General features: G+C 68.1%; 13 protein-coding genes. 4 read left to right on the top strand and 9 right to left on the bottom strand.

Annotated elements, in window-relative coordinates; genetic code table 11:
- Positions 1 to 49: 49 nt before the first annotated feature.
- Positions 50 to 2,665 carry an ATP-dependent chaperone ClpB gene (clpB, locus tag FHS23_RS04135; RefSeq protein ID WP_183647990.1) on the bottom strand — a complete coding sequence of 872 codons (2,616 nt, stop codon included), beginning with the start codon at positions 2,663 to 2,665 and terminating at the stop codon, positions 50 to 52.
- A gap of 317 nt (positions 2,666 to 2,982) precedes the next feature.
- Here clpB and FHS23_RS04130 point away from each other — a divergent pair, with 317 nt between their 5' ends.
- From FHS23_RS04130 to FHS23_RS04120, 3 genes are all read left to right on the top strand, one after another.
- On the top strand, positions 2,983 to 4,584 hold the full coding sequence (locus tag FHS23_RS04130) for an alanine/glycine:cation symporter family protein (RefSeq protein ID WP_183647987.1): 1,602 nt from the start codon (positions 2,983 to 2,985) through the stop codon (positions 4,582 to 4,584).
- Positions 4,585 to 4,944: 360 nt separating this feature from the next.
- Positions 4,945 to 6,534, top strand: coding sequence for an alanine/glycine:cation symporter family protein (locus FHS23_RS04125; protein WP_183647984.1), 1,590 nt, complete (start codon positions 4,945 to 4,947; stop codon positions 6,532 to 6,534).
- Positions 6,535 to 7,055: 521 nt separating this feature from the next.
- Positions 7,056 to 8,231 (top strand): FAD-binding oxidoreductase, encoded by a 1,176-nt coding sequence (locus FHS23_RS04120; protein WP_183647981.1) that lies wholly within the window; start codon positions 7,056 to 7,058, stop codon positions 8,229 to 8,231.
- Between the two features lie 109 nt (positions 8,232 to 8,340).
- On the opposite strand, the gene FHS23_RS04115 is transcribed toward FHS23_RS04120, so the two are convergent.
- From FHS23_RS04115 to FHS23_RS04090, 6 genes are all read right to left on the bottom strand, one after another.
- A complete protein-coding gene (locus FHS23_RS04115) occupies positions 8,341 to 8,493 on the bottom strand; it encodes a hypothetical protein (RefSeq protein WP_183647978.1) in 153 nt (50 codons plus the stop codon).
- A gap of 127 nt (positions 8,494 to 8,620) precedes the next feature.
- A complete protein-coding gene (locus tag FHS23_RS04110) occupies positions 8,621 to 9,070 on the bottom strand; it encodes a heat shock protein transcriptional repressor HspR (RefSeq protein WP_183647975.1) in 450 nt (149 codons plus the stop codon).
- Positions 9,070 to 10,275: a molecular chaperone DnaJ gene (gene dnaJ / locus FHS23_RS04105; protein ID WP_183647973.1), complete on the bottom strand. Its 1,206-nt coding sequence runs from the start codon at positions 10,273 to 10,275 to the stop codon at positions 9,070 to 9,072. Before dnaJ ends, FHS23_RS04110 begins: the two co-directional genes overlap by 1 nt.
- 27 nt (positions 10,276 to 10,302) lie before the next feature.
- Complete coding sequence (gene grpE / locus FHS23_RS04100) at positions 10,303 to 11,034, bottom strand: nucleotide exchange factor GrpE (RefSeq protein ID WP_183647970.1); 732 nt, start codon at positions 11,032 to 11,034, stop codon at positions 10,303 to 10,305.
- Entirely contained in the window at positions 11,031 to 12,899 is a 1,869-nt protein-coding gene (gene dnaK, locus FHS23_RS04095) for a molecular chaperone DnaK (protein WP_183647967.1), read from the bottom strand. The genes grpE and dnaK overlap by 4 nt, the downstream gene beginning before the upstream one ends.
- A 290-nt stretch (positions 12,900 to 13,189) precedes the next feature.
- Positions 13,190 to 13,855, bottom strand: coding sequence for a DUF4097 family beta strand repeat-containing protein (locus tag FHS23_RS04090; protein WP_183647953.1), 666 nt, complete (start codon positions 13,853 to 13,855; stop codon positions 13,190 to 13,192).
- A 314-nt stretch (positions 13,856 to 14,169) separates the two neighbouring features.
- Between FHS23_RS04090 and FHS23_RS04085 the strand changes: the two genes are divergently transcribed.
- Complete coding sequence (locus tag FHS23_RS04085; protein ID WP_183647950.1) at positions 14,170 to 14,718, top strand: YbhB/YbcL family Raf kinase inhibitor-like protein; 549 nt, start codon at positions 14,170 to 14,172, stop codon at positions 14,716 to 14,718.
- Positions 14,719 to 15,129: 411 nt separating this feature from the next.
- On the opposite strand, the gene FHS23_RS04080 is transcribed toward FHS23_RS04085, so the two are convergent.
- Together FHS23_RS04080 and FHS23_RS04075 are read right to left on the bottom strand one after the other, a co-directional pair.
- On the bottom strand, positions 15,130 to 15,693 hold the full coding sequence (locus FHS23_RS04080; RefSeq protein WP_183647948.1) for a TetR/AcrR family transcriptional regulator: 564 nt from the start codon (positions 15,691 to 15,693) through the stop codon (positions 15,130 to 15,132).
- Entirely contained in the window at positions 15,690 to 16,016 is a 327-nt protein-coding gene (locus FHS23_RS04075; RefSeq protein ID WP_183647945.1) for an SMR family transporter, read from the bottom strand. Before FHS23_RS04075 ends, FHS23_RS04080 begins: the two co-directional genes overlap by 4 nt.
- Positions 16,017 to 16,147 lie beyond the last annotated feature (131 nt).

Genomic DNA, 16,147 nt, shown 5'->3' with positions numbered 1-16,147 from the left:
CGCCGCACCGAAGAGACAGGCCGGGCGGAACGCCGACTCATCCGGCCGGTTACGAACCCCGGGTGACCGACAGCGACTCGGAGGCCTCGAACTCGGGAGCGTCGACCCGCACCGTGTCGCCGTCCCTGATGTCGCCCGCCAACAGCTGTTTCGCCAGCCGGTCGCCGATCGCCGACTGCACGAGCCGCCGCAGTGGCCGAGCTCCGTACACCGGGTCGTAGCCGTTCAGGGCCAGCCATTCGCGCGCCGCGGGCGACACGTCGAGGGTCAGCCTGCGCTGCGAGAGCCGCCTGCCGAGCCGCCCGACCTGGATGTCGACGATCTCACCGAGCTGCTCGGTGCCGAGGGCGTGGAACACCACGATGTCGTCGAGCCGGTTGAGGAACTCCGGCTTGAAGTGCGACTGCACCACCGACATGACCGCGTCCCGCCGCTGCCGCTCGTCGAGCGCGGAGTCGGCGATCGCCTGCGAGCCGAGATTCGACGTCAGCACGAGGATCGTGTTGCGGAAGTCGACGGTGCGGCCCTGGCCGTCGGTGAGCCTGCCGTCGTCGAGCACCTGCAGCAGCACGTCGAACACGTCGGGGTGCGCCTTCTCCACCTCGTCGAGCAGCACCACCGAGTACGGCCGCCTGCGCACGGTCTCGGTGAGCTGGCCGCCCTGGTCGTAGCCGACGTACCCGGGTGGAGCGCCGACCAGGCGCGCGACGCTGTGCTTCTCCGAGTACTCGCTCATGTCGATGCGCAACATGGCGCGCTCGTCGTCGAACAGGAACTCGGCCAGGCCCTTCGCCAACTCGGTCTTGCCGACACCGGTGGGCCCGAGAAACAGGAACGAGCCCGTCGGCCGGTCCGGGTCGGCCACGCCCGCGCGCGCCCGGCGCACCGCGTCGGAGACGACCTTCACCGCGTCGGCCTGCCCGACGACCCGCTCGGTCAGCTCCTCCTCCATGCGCAGCAGCTTGCCGGTCTCACCCTCCAGCAGCCTGCCGGCGGGAATGCCGGTCCACGCGCTGACGACGTCGGCGACGTCGTCGCTGCCGACCTCCTCCTTGAGCATCACGTCGGGTTCGGACTCGGCGGTCTCCGAGGACTCGGCAGCCTCCGTGGCCTGGTCGAGCTCCTTCTCCAGCTGCGGAATCCGGCCGTAACGCAGCTCGGCGGCCCTGCCCAGGTCGGAGTCACGTTCGGCGCGGTCGGCCTCGCCGCGGAGCTGTTCCAGCTGCTCCTTCAGCTCCCGTACGCGTTCGATCGACCCCTTCTCGTTCTGCCAGCGCGCCGTGAGGGCGGTGAGTTGCTCACGCCTCTCCGCCAGCTCCTCACGCAGTGCACCGAGACGTTCCTTCGAGGCGGCGTCGCTCTCCTTCGACAGCGCCATCTCCTCGATCTCGAGCCTGCGCACGGCACGTTCGACCTCGTCGATCTCGACGGGCCGCGAGTCGATCTCCATGCGCAGCCGCGACGCCGCCTCGTCCACCAGGTCGATCGCCTTGTCCGGCAGGAAACGCGCCGTGATGTAGCGGTCGGACAGTGTCGCGGCGGCGACGAGCGCGGAGTCGGTGATGCGCACACCGTGGTGCACCTCGTAGCGCTCCTTCAGCCCGCGCAGGATGCCGATCGCGTCCTCGACCGACGGTTCGCCGACCATGACCTGCTGGAACCGGCGCTCCAGCGCGGCGTCGGACTCGATGTACTTGCGGTACTCCTCGAGCGTCGTCGCGCCGACCATCCGCAGTTCACCCCGCGCGAGCATCGGCTTGATCATGTTGCCCGCGTCCACACTGCCGCCCTCGCCGGTGCCTCCCGCACCGACGATCGTGTGCAGCTCGTCGATGAACGTCACGACCTGCCCCTCGGAGTCCTTGATCTCCTTGAGCACGGCCTTCAGTCGTTCCTCGAACTCGCCGCGGTACTTCGACCCCGCGACCATCGAGCCCATGTCGAGCGAGACGACCCGCTTGCCGCGCAGTGACTCCGGCACGTCACCGGCCACGATGCGCTGAGCCAGCCCCTCGACGATCGCCGTCTTGCCGACCCCCGGTTCACCGATCAGCACCGGGTTGTTCTTCGTCCGGCGCGACAGCACCTGCACCACCCGACGGATCTCCGGGTCACGACCGATGACCGGGTCCAGCTCGCCCGCCTTCGCACGCTCGGTCAGGTCGACGCCGTACTTCTCCAGCGCCTGATACGTGCCCTCCGGGTCGGGGTTGGTGACCCGCGCCGAGCCGCGGACCTGCGTGAAGGCGTCCCGCAGCGCCTCGGCCGTCGCGCCGTTGCGACTCAGCAACTGCGACACCGGCCCACCCTCGGCCGCCACGCCCACCAGGACGTGCTCGGTCGAGACGTACTCGTCGCCGAGCTCGGTCGCCAGCTTCTGAGCATGCGTCAGCGACTTGACGGCGTGACCGTCGAAGTTCGGGGACGACACCGTGGAACCCGACGCCGTAGGCAACTTCGCCACGATCGGCTCGAGCTCCGAATGGATCGTCTGCGGATCGGCCCCCACCGCCGTCAGCAACGGCCCCGCCAGCCCGTCCGACTGGGACAGCAACGCACCGAGCAGGTGCGCAGCGGAGATCTCCGGATTGCCCGCCATGGTCGCGGCCTGCGCCGCCGAAGAGATCGCCTGCTGGGTCTTCGTGGTCGGATTGAAAGCGTCCATCCCCTCACCTCTGTCGTCCGTATTCGCCGACAGCCTCGCAGCTCGAGTACTGTCACGTAGTTCAACGTCAGAAAAGTTGAGTCTGTTCCGCTCAATTCTCGGGGCACAACGCCGTGCGCGTGCAGGGGCGGACACGTCACCGAAGAGGCGTCAGCGGGGCTGGATTGCCGAGCGTGGCATTCGCGCCACAGAGGGTGTCCGGTTCGGATGGTTTGCCGCATTACCACAGAGTGACGCTGCAGGCTGCAGCAACTCGGCGTAACAAACCGGGCCCAAAGTCTTGTTTGACACAGACCGTACGGGTCAACCTTTACGTCATGCCTGTACCGAGCGCAGTCTCCACAAGCTCGCCGCCGACGTCGGGAGACACCCACGTCCTGGCCGCCGAGAGCGAATTCCTCTCCTCGATCGAGACCTGGATCAACGACATCTTCACGCCGATCTCGGACGGCTTCTCTGCCTTCGTGTTCGCCGAGATCAGCGTGTTCGGTGTCTCGTTCCCCTGGATCGTGGCCTGGCTGGTCCTCGCGGCCGCCATCTTCACCATCTACTTCGGTTTCATCCAGTTCCGCCGGTTCAAACTCGCCACACAGATCGTGCGCGGCAAGTACACCGACAAGTCGGAACCGGGCGAGATCCACCACTTCCAAGCACTGGCCTCGGCGTTGTCCGGAACCGTCGGACTCGGCAACATCGCCGGCGTCGGTGTCGCCGTCACCATCGGTGGTGCGGGCGCGACGTTCTGGATGATCCTCGCCGGCCTGCTCGGCATGTGCACCAAGTTCGTCGAATGCACCCTCGGCGTGAAGTACCGCGAGGAACACGAGGACGGCACCGTCTCCGGCGGGCCGATGCACTACCTGCGCAAGGGCCTCGCCGAACGGTTCCCCAACGCGTTCGGCGTCGGCCTCGGCAAGGTGCTGGCCGTGCTGACCGCCATCGGCATCCTGTTCTTCGGCATCGCCGGCGGCAGCATGTTCCAGGCCAACCAGACGTTCCAGCAGGTCCGCGACGTCACCGGTGGTGCCGACGGCATGTTCGGCAGCGACGGCTCCGCCCTGATCTTCGGCATCGTGCTCGCGCTGATCATCGGCGTCGTGATCATCGGCGGCATCAAGTCCGTCGGCGCCGTCACCGGCAGGCTCGTACCCGCGATGGCGGTCATCTACATCGCTGCGTGCCTGCTCGTGATCGTCATGAACATCGGTCACGTACCGGACGCGATCGGACAGATCGTCAGCGGCGCGTTCACCGGGGACGGTGTCGCGGGCGGCATGATCGGCGCACTGATCGTCGGCTTCCAGCGGTCGGCCTTCTCCAACGAAGCCGGCCTCGGTTCCGCCCCGATCGCCCACTCGGCGGTCAAGACCAAGAACCCCGCCACCGAAGGCTTCGTCGCCCTCCTCGAACCCTTCATCGACACGGTCATCGTCTGCACCATGACCGCGCTGACCATCGTCATCGCCAGCCCGCAGATGTGGCTCAACACGAAGGCGACCGTGGCCGCGGGTGGCGAGGCGCCGGACAACGAGCAGGGCGTGACGATCACTTCCGAGGCGTTCGGCACCGTGCTGCCCTGGTTCCCGTACGTCCTGACGGTCGCCGTGGTGCTGTTCGCGCTGTCGACGATGATCACGTGGGGCTACTACGGCCAGAAGGCGTGGACGTTCCTGTTCGGCAGGTCGCGCGTCGGTGAGCGCATCTACCAGGTGCTGTTCTGCCTGACCGGCGTCGTGGGCTGTGTGCTCACGCTCGGCAGCGTGCTGTCGTTCGCCGACGCCGTCGTGTTCTCGCTGGCGCTGTTCAACATCATCGGCCTCTACCTGCTGATGCCGGTCGTGAAGAAGGAGGTCAAGGCCTTCCTCGGCAAGCTCAAGTCCGGCGAGATCCAGCGCACCGACAAGGAACCGCAGAGCTGATCGGCTCGGTTCACCGGGCCTCCACAGCCGCGACAACCCGAGCGCCCTCGGGTGCACCGGTCACACCCGGTGCGCCCGAGGGCGTTCTTCATGGCGGCGTTCGATCCCGCGGCAAGGCGCCCGAGTCGGCTGGTCGTACCGACAGTGATCATCTGCGACACCCTTTCGGCCCATCCAAGTGAGCCACGCCACAACAGATTCGATCAGGTATCCGATGTCGGCGATTCCGCCGTTCGGCACGTCCACCTGCGCCGAGTGACGCAGCGGAGCGCGCCCGACACGTCCGGTTGCGATAACGCGCCGTAACAGTTCGCTTGATTTGCTTGCCCTAAACCATTCGTTCAGGTCAACTACCTGACCATGTATCTGCAGAGCACAGCCGCGGCGGCCGATCCGCCGGGCTCCACCCACATCCTCGCGGCGGACGGAGGGGGAATCTTCGCCGGCGTCGAGAACTGGATCGCGGACAACTTCACCCCGATCGCCGACGGGCTGGCGAACTTCGTCTTCGCCGAGGTGACCCTCGGCGGCGTCACGTTCCCGTGGATCGTTTCCTGGCTGATCCTCGGTGCGATCGTCTTCACCATCTACTTCGGGTTCATCCAGGTCCGTAGGTTCAAGCTCGCCACCGACCTGGTGCGCGGCAAGTTCACGGACAAGAACGAGCCCGGCGAGATCAACCACTTCCAAGCGCTCGCCTCGGCGTTGTCCGGAACCGTCGGACTCGGCAACATCGCCGGCGTCGGTGCCGCCGTCACCATCGGCGGCGCAGGCGCGACCTTCTGGATGATCTGCGCCGGCCTGCTGGCGATGGCCAGTAAGTTCGTCGAGTGCACCCTCGGTGTGAAGTACCGGGAGGAGCACGAGGACGGCACCGTCTCCGGCGGGCCGATGTACTACCTGAGCAAGGGCATCGCGGAGCGGTTCCAGAACGGCTTCGGCGTCGGCCTGGGCAAGGTGCTGGCCGTGCTGACCGCCATCGGCATCCTGTTCTTCGGGATCATCGGCGGCAACATGTTCCAGTCGAACCAGGCGTTCGCCCAGATCAAGGACGTCACCGGCGGCGAGGACGGCCTGTTCGGCAGCGACGGCTCCGCCCTGGTGTTCGGCATCATCCTGGCGATCGTCATCGGCGTCGTGATCATCGGCGGCATCAAGTCGATCGCCAACGTCACGTCGCGCCTGGTGCCGACGATGGGTGTGCTCTACATCGTCGCGTGCCTCGTGGTCATCCTGTTCAACTTCACCGCGGTGCCCGCCGCGATCGGGGAGATCATCAGCGGCGCGTTCACCGGTGAGGGCGTCGCGGGCGGCATGATCGGCGCACTGATCGTCGGTATCCAGCGGTCGGCCTTCTCCAACGAAGCCGGCCTCGGTTCCGCCCCGATCGCCCACTCGGCGGTCAAGACCAAGAACCCCGCCACCGAAGGCTTCGTCGCCCTCCTCGAACCCTTCATCGACACGGTCATCGTCTGCACCATGACCGCGCTGACCATCGTCATCGCCAAGCCGGCGATCTGGACCCAGGGCTTCGTCGACGTCAACCAGAACGGCGCCGACGCCCCTGACGGTGTCACCGTCACGTCGAACGCCTTCGCGACGGTCATGCCGTGGTTCCCGTACGTCCTGACGGTCGCCGTGGTGCTGTTCGCCATCTCGACGCTCATCACGTGGGGCTACTACGGCGAGAAGGCGTGGGGCTACCTGTTCGGCCGCAGGACGGTGTCGATCCGCATCTACCAGGTGCTGTTCTGCGTGATGTCGGCTGCGGGTGCGGTGCTCACGCTCCAGTCGGTCATCGACTTCGCCGACGCCGTGCTGTTCCTGCTGGCACTGTTCAACATCACCGGCCTGTACCTGCTGCTGCCGGTGGTCAAGAAGGAGGTCAAGGACTTCCTCGGCAAGATCGACAGCGGCGAGATCAAGAAGAAGGAGAAGACGGAGGTCTGAGACTCCCGTCCACCACTCCGCCCGTGAGCGGCCCGGCATCCAACTCTGGGTGCCGGGCCGTTTTCATGTTCACGGCACCACCACCCACAAGGGCGAGGTAGTAGATCACGCGAGGTGACGGATTGTCCGTTACCCGAGGATGGCCGATCACCCGTGGAAAAGTGACTTACACCCCAAAACAGGCTGCTGCACCACCCATCCGGAGCAACAACAGGACGAGCGGGCCTGTTCGCCCTACCGTGCAGCTGCACATGAATTTAGGGTGAGCCCGTGCGTACGCACCGAAAGGCGGATTGGACAGTGAGCTTGACCGGAAGCTACTCGCCACGGCCCCTCGCCGGGGCGATCCGTGGTTCGATCACCTCCGGCGTCACCGCGCCGGCCGCCGGGTCGCCCGCGCGCGCCTAGCTCTGGAAGGCCCTGACGATCACAGTGCGTATCGACCGCAAGTCCCCCCGCCACACCGCCGGGAAGCGGCCCGTTTCCGGCGCAGGCGGCGATGTCGAGCCCGGTGCCGCGATATGACAGCCGAGCCGCTCAACCCCATTCCGAAGGTCGCGGACTCGAGCAACGCTCCGGAGGCCGTGACCACGATGGTCCGCCACGTCCGCGAGACGTGGCGCGAGATCGAGCCGTACACCCCGGAAGTCGCCCAGTTCTTCTACGGGATGTTGTTCACCCTCGCCCCCGAGGCCCGGGACTTCTTCCCGATCCACATGGACGTGCGCAGCGGCAAGCTCGTACGCGCCATCGTCAACATCCTGCAGTCGGTGGACCGGCCGGACGATGTCGCGCCCTACCTGGTGCAACTCGGCCGCGACCACCGGAAGTTCGGCGTGCAGTCGCACCACTACGAGGCGATCGGCACGGCCCTGCTGGCCGCGGTGAAACGACAGCTCGGCCCCGGCTGGACCGACGACGTCGAACGCGCGTGGGCGGAGGCCTTCACGATCGTCGCCCGCTCGATGCAGGACGCCGCCGAGGCCGACGAGTACCCCCCTTCATGGACCGGCACCGTCGCCGAACATCGCAGGTTGAGCTGGGACCTGGCGCTCGTGCGGATCGAGCCCGACCGCCACATCCCCTACCGCCCCGGCCAGTACCTGAGCGTCGAGGTGCCGCAGCGGCCACGGCTGTGGCGGAACCTGTCACCCGCCAACGCTCCGCGGCCCGACGGTTCGATCGAGTTCCACGTTCGCGCCATCGAAGGCGGTTGGGTCTCGCGCGGCATCGTCAGCCATACGCAGCCCGGCGACGTGTGGCGTTTCGGTGCACCGATGGGGCAACTTCACGTCGACCGCGAGTCCGGTCGGGACATCCTCATGATCGCGGGCGGCACGGGTATCACCCCGTTGCAGTCGATCCTCGACGACCTCGGCCGCTACGGGAAGAACCCCAACGTGACGATCTTCTACGGCGGCGCCGCCCGCGAGGACTTGTACGCGCTCGAGGTGCTGCGCTCGCTGTCCGCGACGAACCCGTGGCTGACCGTCCACCCGGTGGTCGAGCGGGACGAGGGTCTGTCCGGATTCGAGGTCGGCACCCTCGCCGACGTCGTCTCGTCGTACGGCGCGTGGGCCGACCACGACGTGCTCGTCTCCGGTTCGCCCTCGATGATCCGTGCGACCGTCAGCCGCATGCTCGTCGCGGGCACCGCCCTGGACCAGATCCGCTACGACCCGTTCATCGAGGAATAACAGGGCCCGTGTTGCGGATTCCGGGGGTCGTGTTGCGGATTCCAGGGCCCGTGTTGCGGATTCCGGTGTCCGCGTGCTGCGCTCGTGCCGTCGTGCGGCGCCCGCACCGTCAGCCGACCGAACCGTCGAGCAGTCGGCTGTAGCGCAGTCGCAGTGCCCGCTCGGTACTGGCCAGCGCCGCCGCGACGGTGACCGTGATGTTGGCCCAGGACGGCAGCTCCACGGGCGCACCGACAGTGCCGAGTTCGGCTACCTCCGGCACTCGGGTGATCGACTCGACCAGCTGCGTGAGCAGTACGAAAGAGCGGCCCGGGAATCCACAACACGAGCCCGCGAATGCAGAACACGCGGTACCGGGTGCAGGACACGCGGTGTTGGGGGTGCGGGCGTCAGCGCTTCCGCTTGCCCGGCTTCCAGACCACCATCGCGTTCTGCTTCCGGAACGGCACGAGGTCCTTGCGGTACGAAGCGTGCACCGCGGCCGCCGCCTGGTCCGCGGCCGCGTAAGCCGCCGACAGTTCCTCGGCCAGTTCGGTCACGCGGGCCTGCAGCGCCTCGACCTGGTTCTCCAGGTCGATGATCCGCTTGATGCCCGCGAGGTTGACGCCCTCCTCCTGCGACAGCCGCTGCACCTCACGCAGCTGGGCGATGTCGCGCATGGAGTAGCGCCTGCCGCCGCCGGTCGTACGGCCGGGCGAGACGAGTCCCATCCGGTCGTACGACCGCAGCGTCTGCGCGTGCAGCCCCGAAAGCTGGGCCGCGACGGAGATGACGAAGACGGGCGTGTCCTCGTCCGCGCCGTGCGGCATCCCCAGACCCGGCGAACCTGGACCGAACATCACTCACCTCTGTCGCGCAACAGCGCAGTGATCCCGGGTCGCGGATCGTGCCTTGCGACCGCATCGGCGTACTTCTCGAGTGCTGCCTTGGCTTCGTCGTCGACCTTGGAGGGCACGACAACCTGCAGCGTAACGAGGAGATCGCCCTGCGAGCCATCCCGTTTGGCAATCCCCTTGCCACGCACCCGCAGCACGCGCCCGTTCGAGGTGCCCGTGGGCACGCGCACCGACACCTTCGAATCGAGCGTCGGCACGGTCAGCGTCGTGCCGAGCGCCAGCTCCGTGAACTCCACGGGGAGCGTGATCGTCAGATCGTTGCCGGACCGGCCGAACACGTCGTCGGCGTTGACGTGCACGCGCACGAACAGGTCGCCGGCGGGTGCGCCGCCCTTCCCCGGTTCGCCCTGTCCGGCGAGGCGGATCTTCTGGCCGTCGTCGACGCCCGGCGGGATCCGCACCGTGAGCGTGCGAGTCCGCGTGGAGACGCCGTCGCCCGCACACTCCGGGCAGGGGTCGTCGATCTGCTGGCCGCTGCCGCGACAGTCCGGGCACGGCTCGGAGAACGCGAAGGCACCCTGGTTGCGGTTGACGAGCCCGGCACCGGAGCAGGTCGGGCACGTCCGCGGTGACGTACCGGGCCGCGCGCCGTTGCCGCCGCACGTACCGCACGTCGCGGGACTCGACAGCCGCAGCGGCAGGGTCGCACCCTTCACCGCCTCGGCGAAGTCGATCCGCACATCGGTTTCGACGTCGCTGCCGCGCTGCCCGCGTTGCGGGCCGGCCGCACCGCCGCCTCGGCGGCCGAACAGGTTGCCGAGCATGTCGCCCAGTCCGCCGAAGCCGCCGGCCTGGCCGCCGCCGCCCTGGCCGAAGATGTCGCCGAGGTCGAACCCGCCTGCACCGCCCGGGCCGCCGGGACCGGGGCCTCCGCCGGGGAAGCCGCCGAACCCGCCACCGGTACGGCCGGAGCCGAACAGTGCGCGAGCCTCGTCGTACTCCTTGCGCTTGTCGGGATCGGACAGCACCCCGTAGGCCTCCGAGACGGCCTTGAACTTCTTCTCCGCCTCGGCGTTGCCGGGGTTGGCGTCGGGGTGATTCTCCCGAGCCAGCTTCCGGTAGGCCTTCTTGATCTCGTCCGTGGAAGCGTCGGAGGAGACGCCCAGCTCACGGTAGAAGTCCTTGTCGAGCCACTCCCGAGCGCTCATCGGGCGTCTCCTCCTTTCCGCTTGTCGTCAGTTCCGCTGCTCATTGCCGTCGATGGGGAGTTCACCTTCGACCGGCGGGTCGATCGGCTTCTCCGCATCAGCTACCTGCCCGCCCTGGTCGGCGGGCGCCTCGCCGGGCTCGTGGTCGGTGACGGCCACGAGCGCCTCCCGCAGCACACGGTCGCCGAACCGGTAACCGCGCCGCAGCACGGTCGTCACGGTCGGGCCGGACACGTCCGGCGACGTGTCGTGCTGCACCGCTTCGTGCACGCTCGGGTCGAACTCGTCGCCCTCGGCGCCGAACGGCTCGAGACCGGCCTTCTCCAGCGCCTCGACCAGCTTGTCGGCCACCGACTTGAACGGGCCTGTCAGGTCGCCGTGCTGGGCGGCGCGCTCGACGTCGTCCAGCAGCGGCAGCAGGTCGCCTGCCAGCGAGGCCTTGCCGGAGGCCGCGAGCTGCTCCCGTTCCTTGTCGGCACGCCGCCGGTAGTTGGCGTACTCGGCCTGAAGACGCTGCAGGTCCGCGGTGCGTTCCTCCAGCTGCTGGGCCAGCTCGGACTCGGCGCCGGACGCGGCCTGCCCGGCCTCGCCTGCCGCCCCGCCGACCTCCGTGCCCGCGAGTTCGCCCGCCGGTACCTCGACCGCCTCACCGTCCTCGGGAGCGCGCAGGTCGCCCGACTCCGGGTCGACCTTGCGGCGGTCCCGAACGACGACCGGCTCCTGCTCTTCCCGGGCTTCGGTCTCGTCCCGCTCTGTCACTTCTTGTCGTCCTCGTCGACGATCTCGGCGTCCACGACGTCGTCGTCGGCCTTGGCGGACCCGGCGTCACCGGCACCCGCGGCGCCCGCGGCACCGGCATCGGCACCGGCCGCGCCCTCGGCACCCGAGTTGGCGTACAGCGCCTGGCCCAGCTCCTGCGAGACCGTGTTCAGGTTCTCGACGGACTCCTTGACCTTGGCGATGTCGTCGCCCTTCAGCGCCTCGTTGGTCTCCTCGATGGCCGACTTGACCTTCGTCTTGAGCTCGTCCGGCAACTTGTCCTCGTTGTCGGTCACGAACTTCTCGGTCTGGTAGGAGAGCGTCTCCGCCTGGTTGCGGGTCTCCGCCTCCTCACGACGCCGCTGGTCGTCCTCGGCGTGCGCCTCGGCGTCCTTGACCATCTGGTCGATGTCCTCCTGCGGCAGCGCGGAGCCACCGGTGATGGTCATCGACTGCTCCTTGTTGGTGCCCAGGTCCTTCGCCGTGACGTGCACGATGCCGTTGGCGTCGATGTCGAAGGAGACCTCGATCTGCGGCACGCCGCGCGGGGCGGGAGGCAAGCCCGTCAGCTCGAACATGCCGAGCTTCTTGTTGTGTGCGGCGATCTCGCGCTCACCCTGGAACACCTGGATCTGCACCGACGGCTGATTGTCGTCGGCCGTCGAGAAGATCTCGGAGCGCTTGGTCGGGATCGTCGTGTTGCGCTCGATGAGCTTGGTGAACACGCCGCCCTTGGTCTCGATGCCCAGCGACAGCGGCGTGACGTCCAGCAGCAGGACGTCCTTGACCTCACCCTTGAGCACACCGGCCTGCAGACCGGCACCGACGGCGACGACCTCGTCCGGGTTGACGCCCTTGTTCGGCTCCTTGCCGCCGGTCAGCTCCGTGACCAGCTCCGTCACGGCCGGCATCCGCGTGGAACCACCGACGAGCACGACGTGGTCGATCTCGCCGACCGAGATGCCCGCGTCACGCACCACGTTGTTGAACGGGTTGCGCGCACGCTCGAGCAGGTCGGAGGTGATGCGCTGGAACTCGGCACGCGACAGCGTCTCGTCGAGGAACAGCGGGTTCTTGTCCGCGTCCACCGTGATGTACGGCAGGTTGATGCTGGCGGTCGACGAGCTGGAGAGCTCGATCTTCGCCTTCTCCGCGGCCTCCTTGATGCGCTGGAGCGCCATGCGGTCCTTGGTCAGGTCGATGCCGTTGGACGACTTGAACTTGTCGACCAGCCAGTCGACGATGCGCTCGTCCCAGTCGTCACCACCGAGGTGGTTGTCACCGCTGGTGGCGCGGACTTCGACGACACCCTCGCCGATCTCGAGCAGCGACACGTCGAACGTACCGCCACCGAGGTCGAAGACCAGGATGGTCTGTTCCTTCTCGCCCTTGTCGAGGCCGTACGCCAGCGCGGCCGCGGTCGGCTCGTTGACGATGCGCAGGACGTTGAGCCCCGCGATCTGGCCGGCCTCCTTCGTGGCCTGACGCTGAGCGTCCTCGAAGTACGCCGGGACGGTGATGACCGCGTCGGTCACCTCGTCGCCCAGGTAGGACTCGGCGTCGCGCTTGAGCTTCATCAGCACGCGCGCGCTGATCTCCTGGGCGGTGTAAGCCTTGTCGTCGACCTCGGTCTTCCAGTCGGTGCCCATGTGCCGCTTGACCGACCGGATCGTCCTGTCGACGTTGGTGACGGCCTGGTTCTTGGCGGGCTGACCCGTGAGCACTTCGCCGTTCTTGGCGAAGGCGACGATGGACGGGGTGGTACGCGCCCCTTCCGAGTTGGCGATGACCGTCGGCTCACCGCCCTCGAGCACGGAAACGACCGAGTTCGTCGTACCAAGGTCGATGCCGACCGCTCGCGCCATGTGTCTTCCCTCCTACTGATCCTGTGGACACCCCACCGGCCCGGCGGACCGGGCGGCTCGGCGGATCACCGAGACCTGAGTGGGGCTCACTCAAGTTCTAACGCTACCGGCCGAGTGTCGTCAAACCAGACTTGAGTGACGGCTGCTCAACCTTCCTGTCAGGATAACGTCCGACCTGCGATGTTTGTTCCCGCGGCACCTCCGCGCCGACAGGTCGAGCCGACGCGCGTCCGCCTCCGGCCGGTCCACCTCCGGGTGCCCGCGAACCTGCGCCGCCGTGACGCAAGCCGTTAGCGGGGCTCGACCACCACGTCGCCGCTGTTGGTGGACAGATCGAGCACCCGGCGGGCGTCCGGGCTGACGGTCACGCCGATCTCGCGGTCGCCACTGTTCGAATCGCCAAGAACCCGGTAGTCGCCGTCGGGCACCGTCAGCCGGACGTCGCCGCTGTTGAGATCGGCCGTCACCTTTCGCGGATCCGCCACCTCCAGCTCGACGGAACCGGAGTTGCCGTCGACGTCGACCGAGCCGCGGGCCGAGCCACGTACGTCGCCGCTGTTCATCTCGACGTGTACGTCGCCGACCCCGTCCACCGCGAGCGTGGCCGAGTTGAACTCGCCGTCGACCGCCACCCGGTTCGGCACCGTCACCTCGTAACTCACCGAGCAGAACCAGTCGCAGTCACCCAGCTCCAGCGTCGAACCGTCGACCTCGTACGTCTCGCCGGGCTCCACCAGCAGCCGCTGCACCGACTGTCGCACGGTCGTGCGCTGCGCGTTCTCGTCCACACGGATGTCGATGTCGCCTGAGCCGAGGTCGAGCCGGATCCGTTCGACGTCGGCGTCCACGGTGTCGGTCCGTTCCTCCGACGTCGGCCACAGCCACCCCGTGCCGACGCCGATGCCCGCCACCACGAACACCGCACCACCGACCGCCAGCACCGACCTGCGCGCCACGTCGCTCCCTCCGCTCCCGCCTGCCACGCCGACGCTAGGCCTGACCAGTCCACGGGGGTATCGGGGAACCCCCTGGTTTTCCCCGATCCGACACCCCGAGTAGCCGGCCGCCGGGGCGTCCACCCGTCGGGGCCACGCCGCCCGGGCCGAGCTGACGCGCCGTGCCCGGCTGCCTACGCTGGGGCCGGGCCGCAGCGATGCGCGCCCGCCGACGTTCCCCCAGGGGCACCGTGGTCGCACTCAGCGCCACCGAAGTGCCCTTGGAGGCTCTGTCTCCAGCCGACTCAGTGCCACCCGACCACGAGGAGCGTGAGATGGCCGACGCGCCGTTCAACTTCAATCCCTACGACTTCCTGCCGCAGGTGCCGAGCTTCGACGTGCGCAGTGACGACATGGCCGACGGCCAGGCGCTGCCCACCCCGCAGCTGTCCGGCCTGTTCGGCGCGGGTGGCGAGGACACCTCGCCTCACCTGGCGTGGTCCGGGTTTCCCGACGGCACCAAGAGCTTCGTCGTGACCTGCTACGACCCGGACGCGCCGACCGTCAGCGGGTTCTGGCATTGGGCGGTGTTCAACATCCCCGCCTCGGTCACGGAGCTGCCCACCGGCGCTGGCGACCCCAACGGCGCGAACCTGCCCGACGGCGCGAAGATGCTCACCACCGACGGCGGTGTCCGCCAGTACCTCGGCGCCGCGCCGCCTCCCGGGCACGGCCCGCACCGCTACATCTTCGTGGTGCATGCGTTGGACGTCGAGTCGCTCGACATCCCCGACGAAGCCCGCCCCGCGTTCCTGCAGTTCAACATGTTCGGCCACACGCTGGGCCGCGCAACCTTGACGGGCCTCCACGAGAACAAGGGCTGACGCCGTGTTGCGCTCCCCGGGGGCCGTGTTGCGCTCTCCGGGGAGCGTGTCGCGCTTCCCGGGGCTCGTGTTGCGCTCTCCGGGGGCCGTGTTGCGCTTCCCGGGGAGCGTGTTGCCGATTCCGGGTACTGTTCCGCCGCCGTCCGACCCGCCGACCACTTCCGTGGACCGCGGTTGCCGCGCCGGGGGTGCAGCCGGCCGCCGCGTCCCCGGCCAACGAGCGACCCGGATACACAGGGCACACGAACACACCAGCGGCCCGGCCGGGTGCGACACCGTCCCGGGAAAACGCAACACGAGCCCCGCGATCCGCAACACCCTCCCCGCGATCCGCACCACGAGCCCCTGAAGGTGCAACACGGCTCCCCGAATGCAGAACACGGCGTTCTGAACGCAGGACAAGCAGGTGGGTTACCTCGGGTTGAGCAGGTAGTCGACGACCGGGCGGAGTTCCTCCTCGCCGGGCGGTTCGTCGTCGATGAGGCCCTGGATCAGCAGACCGTCGATGCCGGCGAGGAACACGCGGAAGGCGACCTCGTCGTCGTGGCGCACCATCGACGTGAGCACGTCGAGCCACCGCCGAGCCGCGGGCCGCAGTTCGGGTTTGCGTGCCGCCAGGAGGTACAGCTCGTACTCGGCCATCGTCCGCCCACGCTTCGGGCCGAGCGCCTCCGCCAACAGCTTGGCGATCTCCTCGGCGCCGCGCCCACGACCGTGTGAGCGCGCCCGGTCGATCATCCAGTACACCTCGGTGGCCATGTCCCGGGCGCAGTCGATCAGCGTGGCCACGAGCAGGTCGTCGAGGGTGGCGAAGTGGTACGTGGTCGACGTCGTCGGCACGCCGGCCTCCGCCGCCACCGTGCGGTGCGTGACCCCGGCGACGCCGTCGCGTTCGATCACGCGCAGGGTCGCCTCGATGATCTCCGTGCGCCGCTTCTCGCCTCGCGCCTTGCGGCCGTCGACCTGCCGTTTCACGACACACGCCCCGCTTCGAGCAGCACCACCCCGCCGATGACCAGCGCCAGCCCGGCGACCATGGTCAGGTTCATTGGCTCTCCGAGGAACGCCGATCCGATGAGCGCCACGAGCGCGACACCCGCGGCCGCCCAGATCGCGTACGCGACCCCGACCGGCATACCGTGTTTCAGCGCCTGCCCCAACAGCACGAACGCCGTGCCGTACCCGACGACCACGGCGATCGAGGGCAGCAGCTTGGAGAAACCCTCCGACAACTTCAACGACACGGTGCCGGTGACCTCGGCGACGATCGCTCCTGCTATCAACAGATATGCACCCACTCTTGTGAAGATACCTGAACGTTCGTCCCATAATTAGCGAGGTTTCTGCCACATCAGCGGGACTCGGGCATCGCTCATCCGTTACTCCTCAGTAGGACCTGAACGAAGAAGCGATACCCTCCCGACACCCA

It is taken from the genome of Prauserella isguenensis (assembly GCF_014191605.1).
Taxonomy (GTDB): domain Bacteria; phylum Actinomycetota; class Actinomycetes; order Mycobacteriales; family Pseudonocardiaceae; genus Prauserella; species Prauserella isguenensis.
Note: the sequence above shows the minus strand (reverse complement) of the source record. Positions and strands in the feature narration are given on the sequence as shown.

What these genes read in the sequence shown, in the direction of transcription:
- dnaK (WP_183647967.1), bottom strand. Translation starts at nt 12,899, where the DNA reads ATGGCGCGAGCGGTCGGCATCGACCTTGGTACGACGAACTCGGTCGTT.
- clpB (WP_183647990.1), bottom strand. Translation starts at nt 2,665, where the DNA reads ATGGACGCTTTCAATCCGACCACGAAGACCCAGCAGGCGATCTCTTCG.
- dnaJ (WP_183647973.1), bottom strand. Translation starts at nt 10,275, where the DNA reads ATGAGCGCTCGGGAGTGGCTCGACAAGGACTTCTACCGTGAGCTGGGC.
- FHS23_RS04130 (WP_183647987.1), top strand. Translation starts at nt 2,983, where the DNA reads ATGCCTGTACCGAGCGCAGTCTCCACAAGCTCGCCGCCGACGTCGGGA.
- FHS23_RS04085 (WP_183647950.1), top strand. Translation starts at nt 14,170, where the DNA reads ATGGCCGACGCGCCGTTCAACTTCAATCCCTACGACTTCCTGCCGCAG.
- FHS23_RS04125 (WP_183647984.1), top strand. Translation starts at nt 4,945, where the DNA reads ATGTATCTGCAGAGCACAGCCGCGGCGGCCGATCCGCCGGGCTCCACC.
- FHS23_RS04110 (WP_183647975.1), bottom strand. Translation starts at nt 9,070, where the DNA reads ATGTTCGGTCCAGGTTCGCCGGGTCTGGGGATGCCGCACGGCGCGGAC.
- FHS23_RS04120 (WP_183647981.1), top strand. Translation starts at nt 7,056, where the DNA reads ATGACAGCCGAGCCGCTCAACCCCATTCCGAAGGTCGCGGACTCGAGC.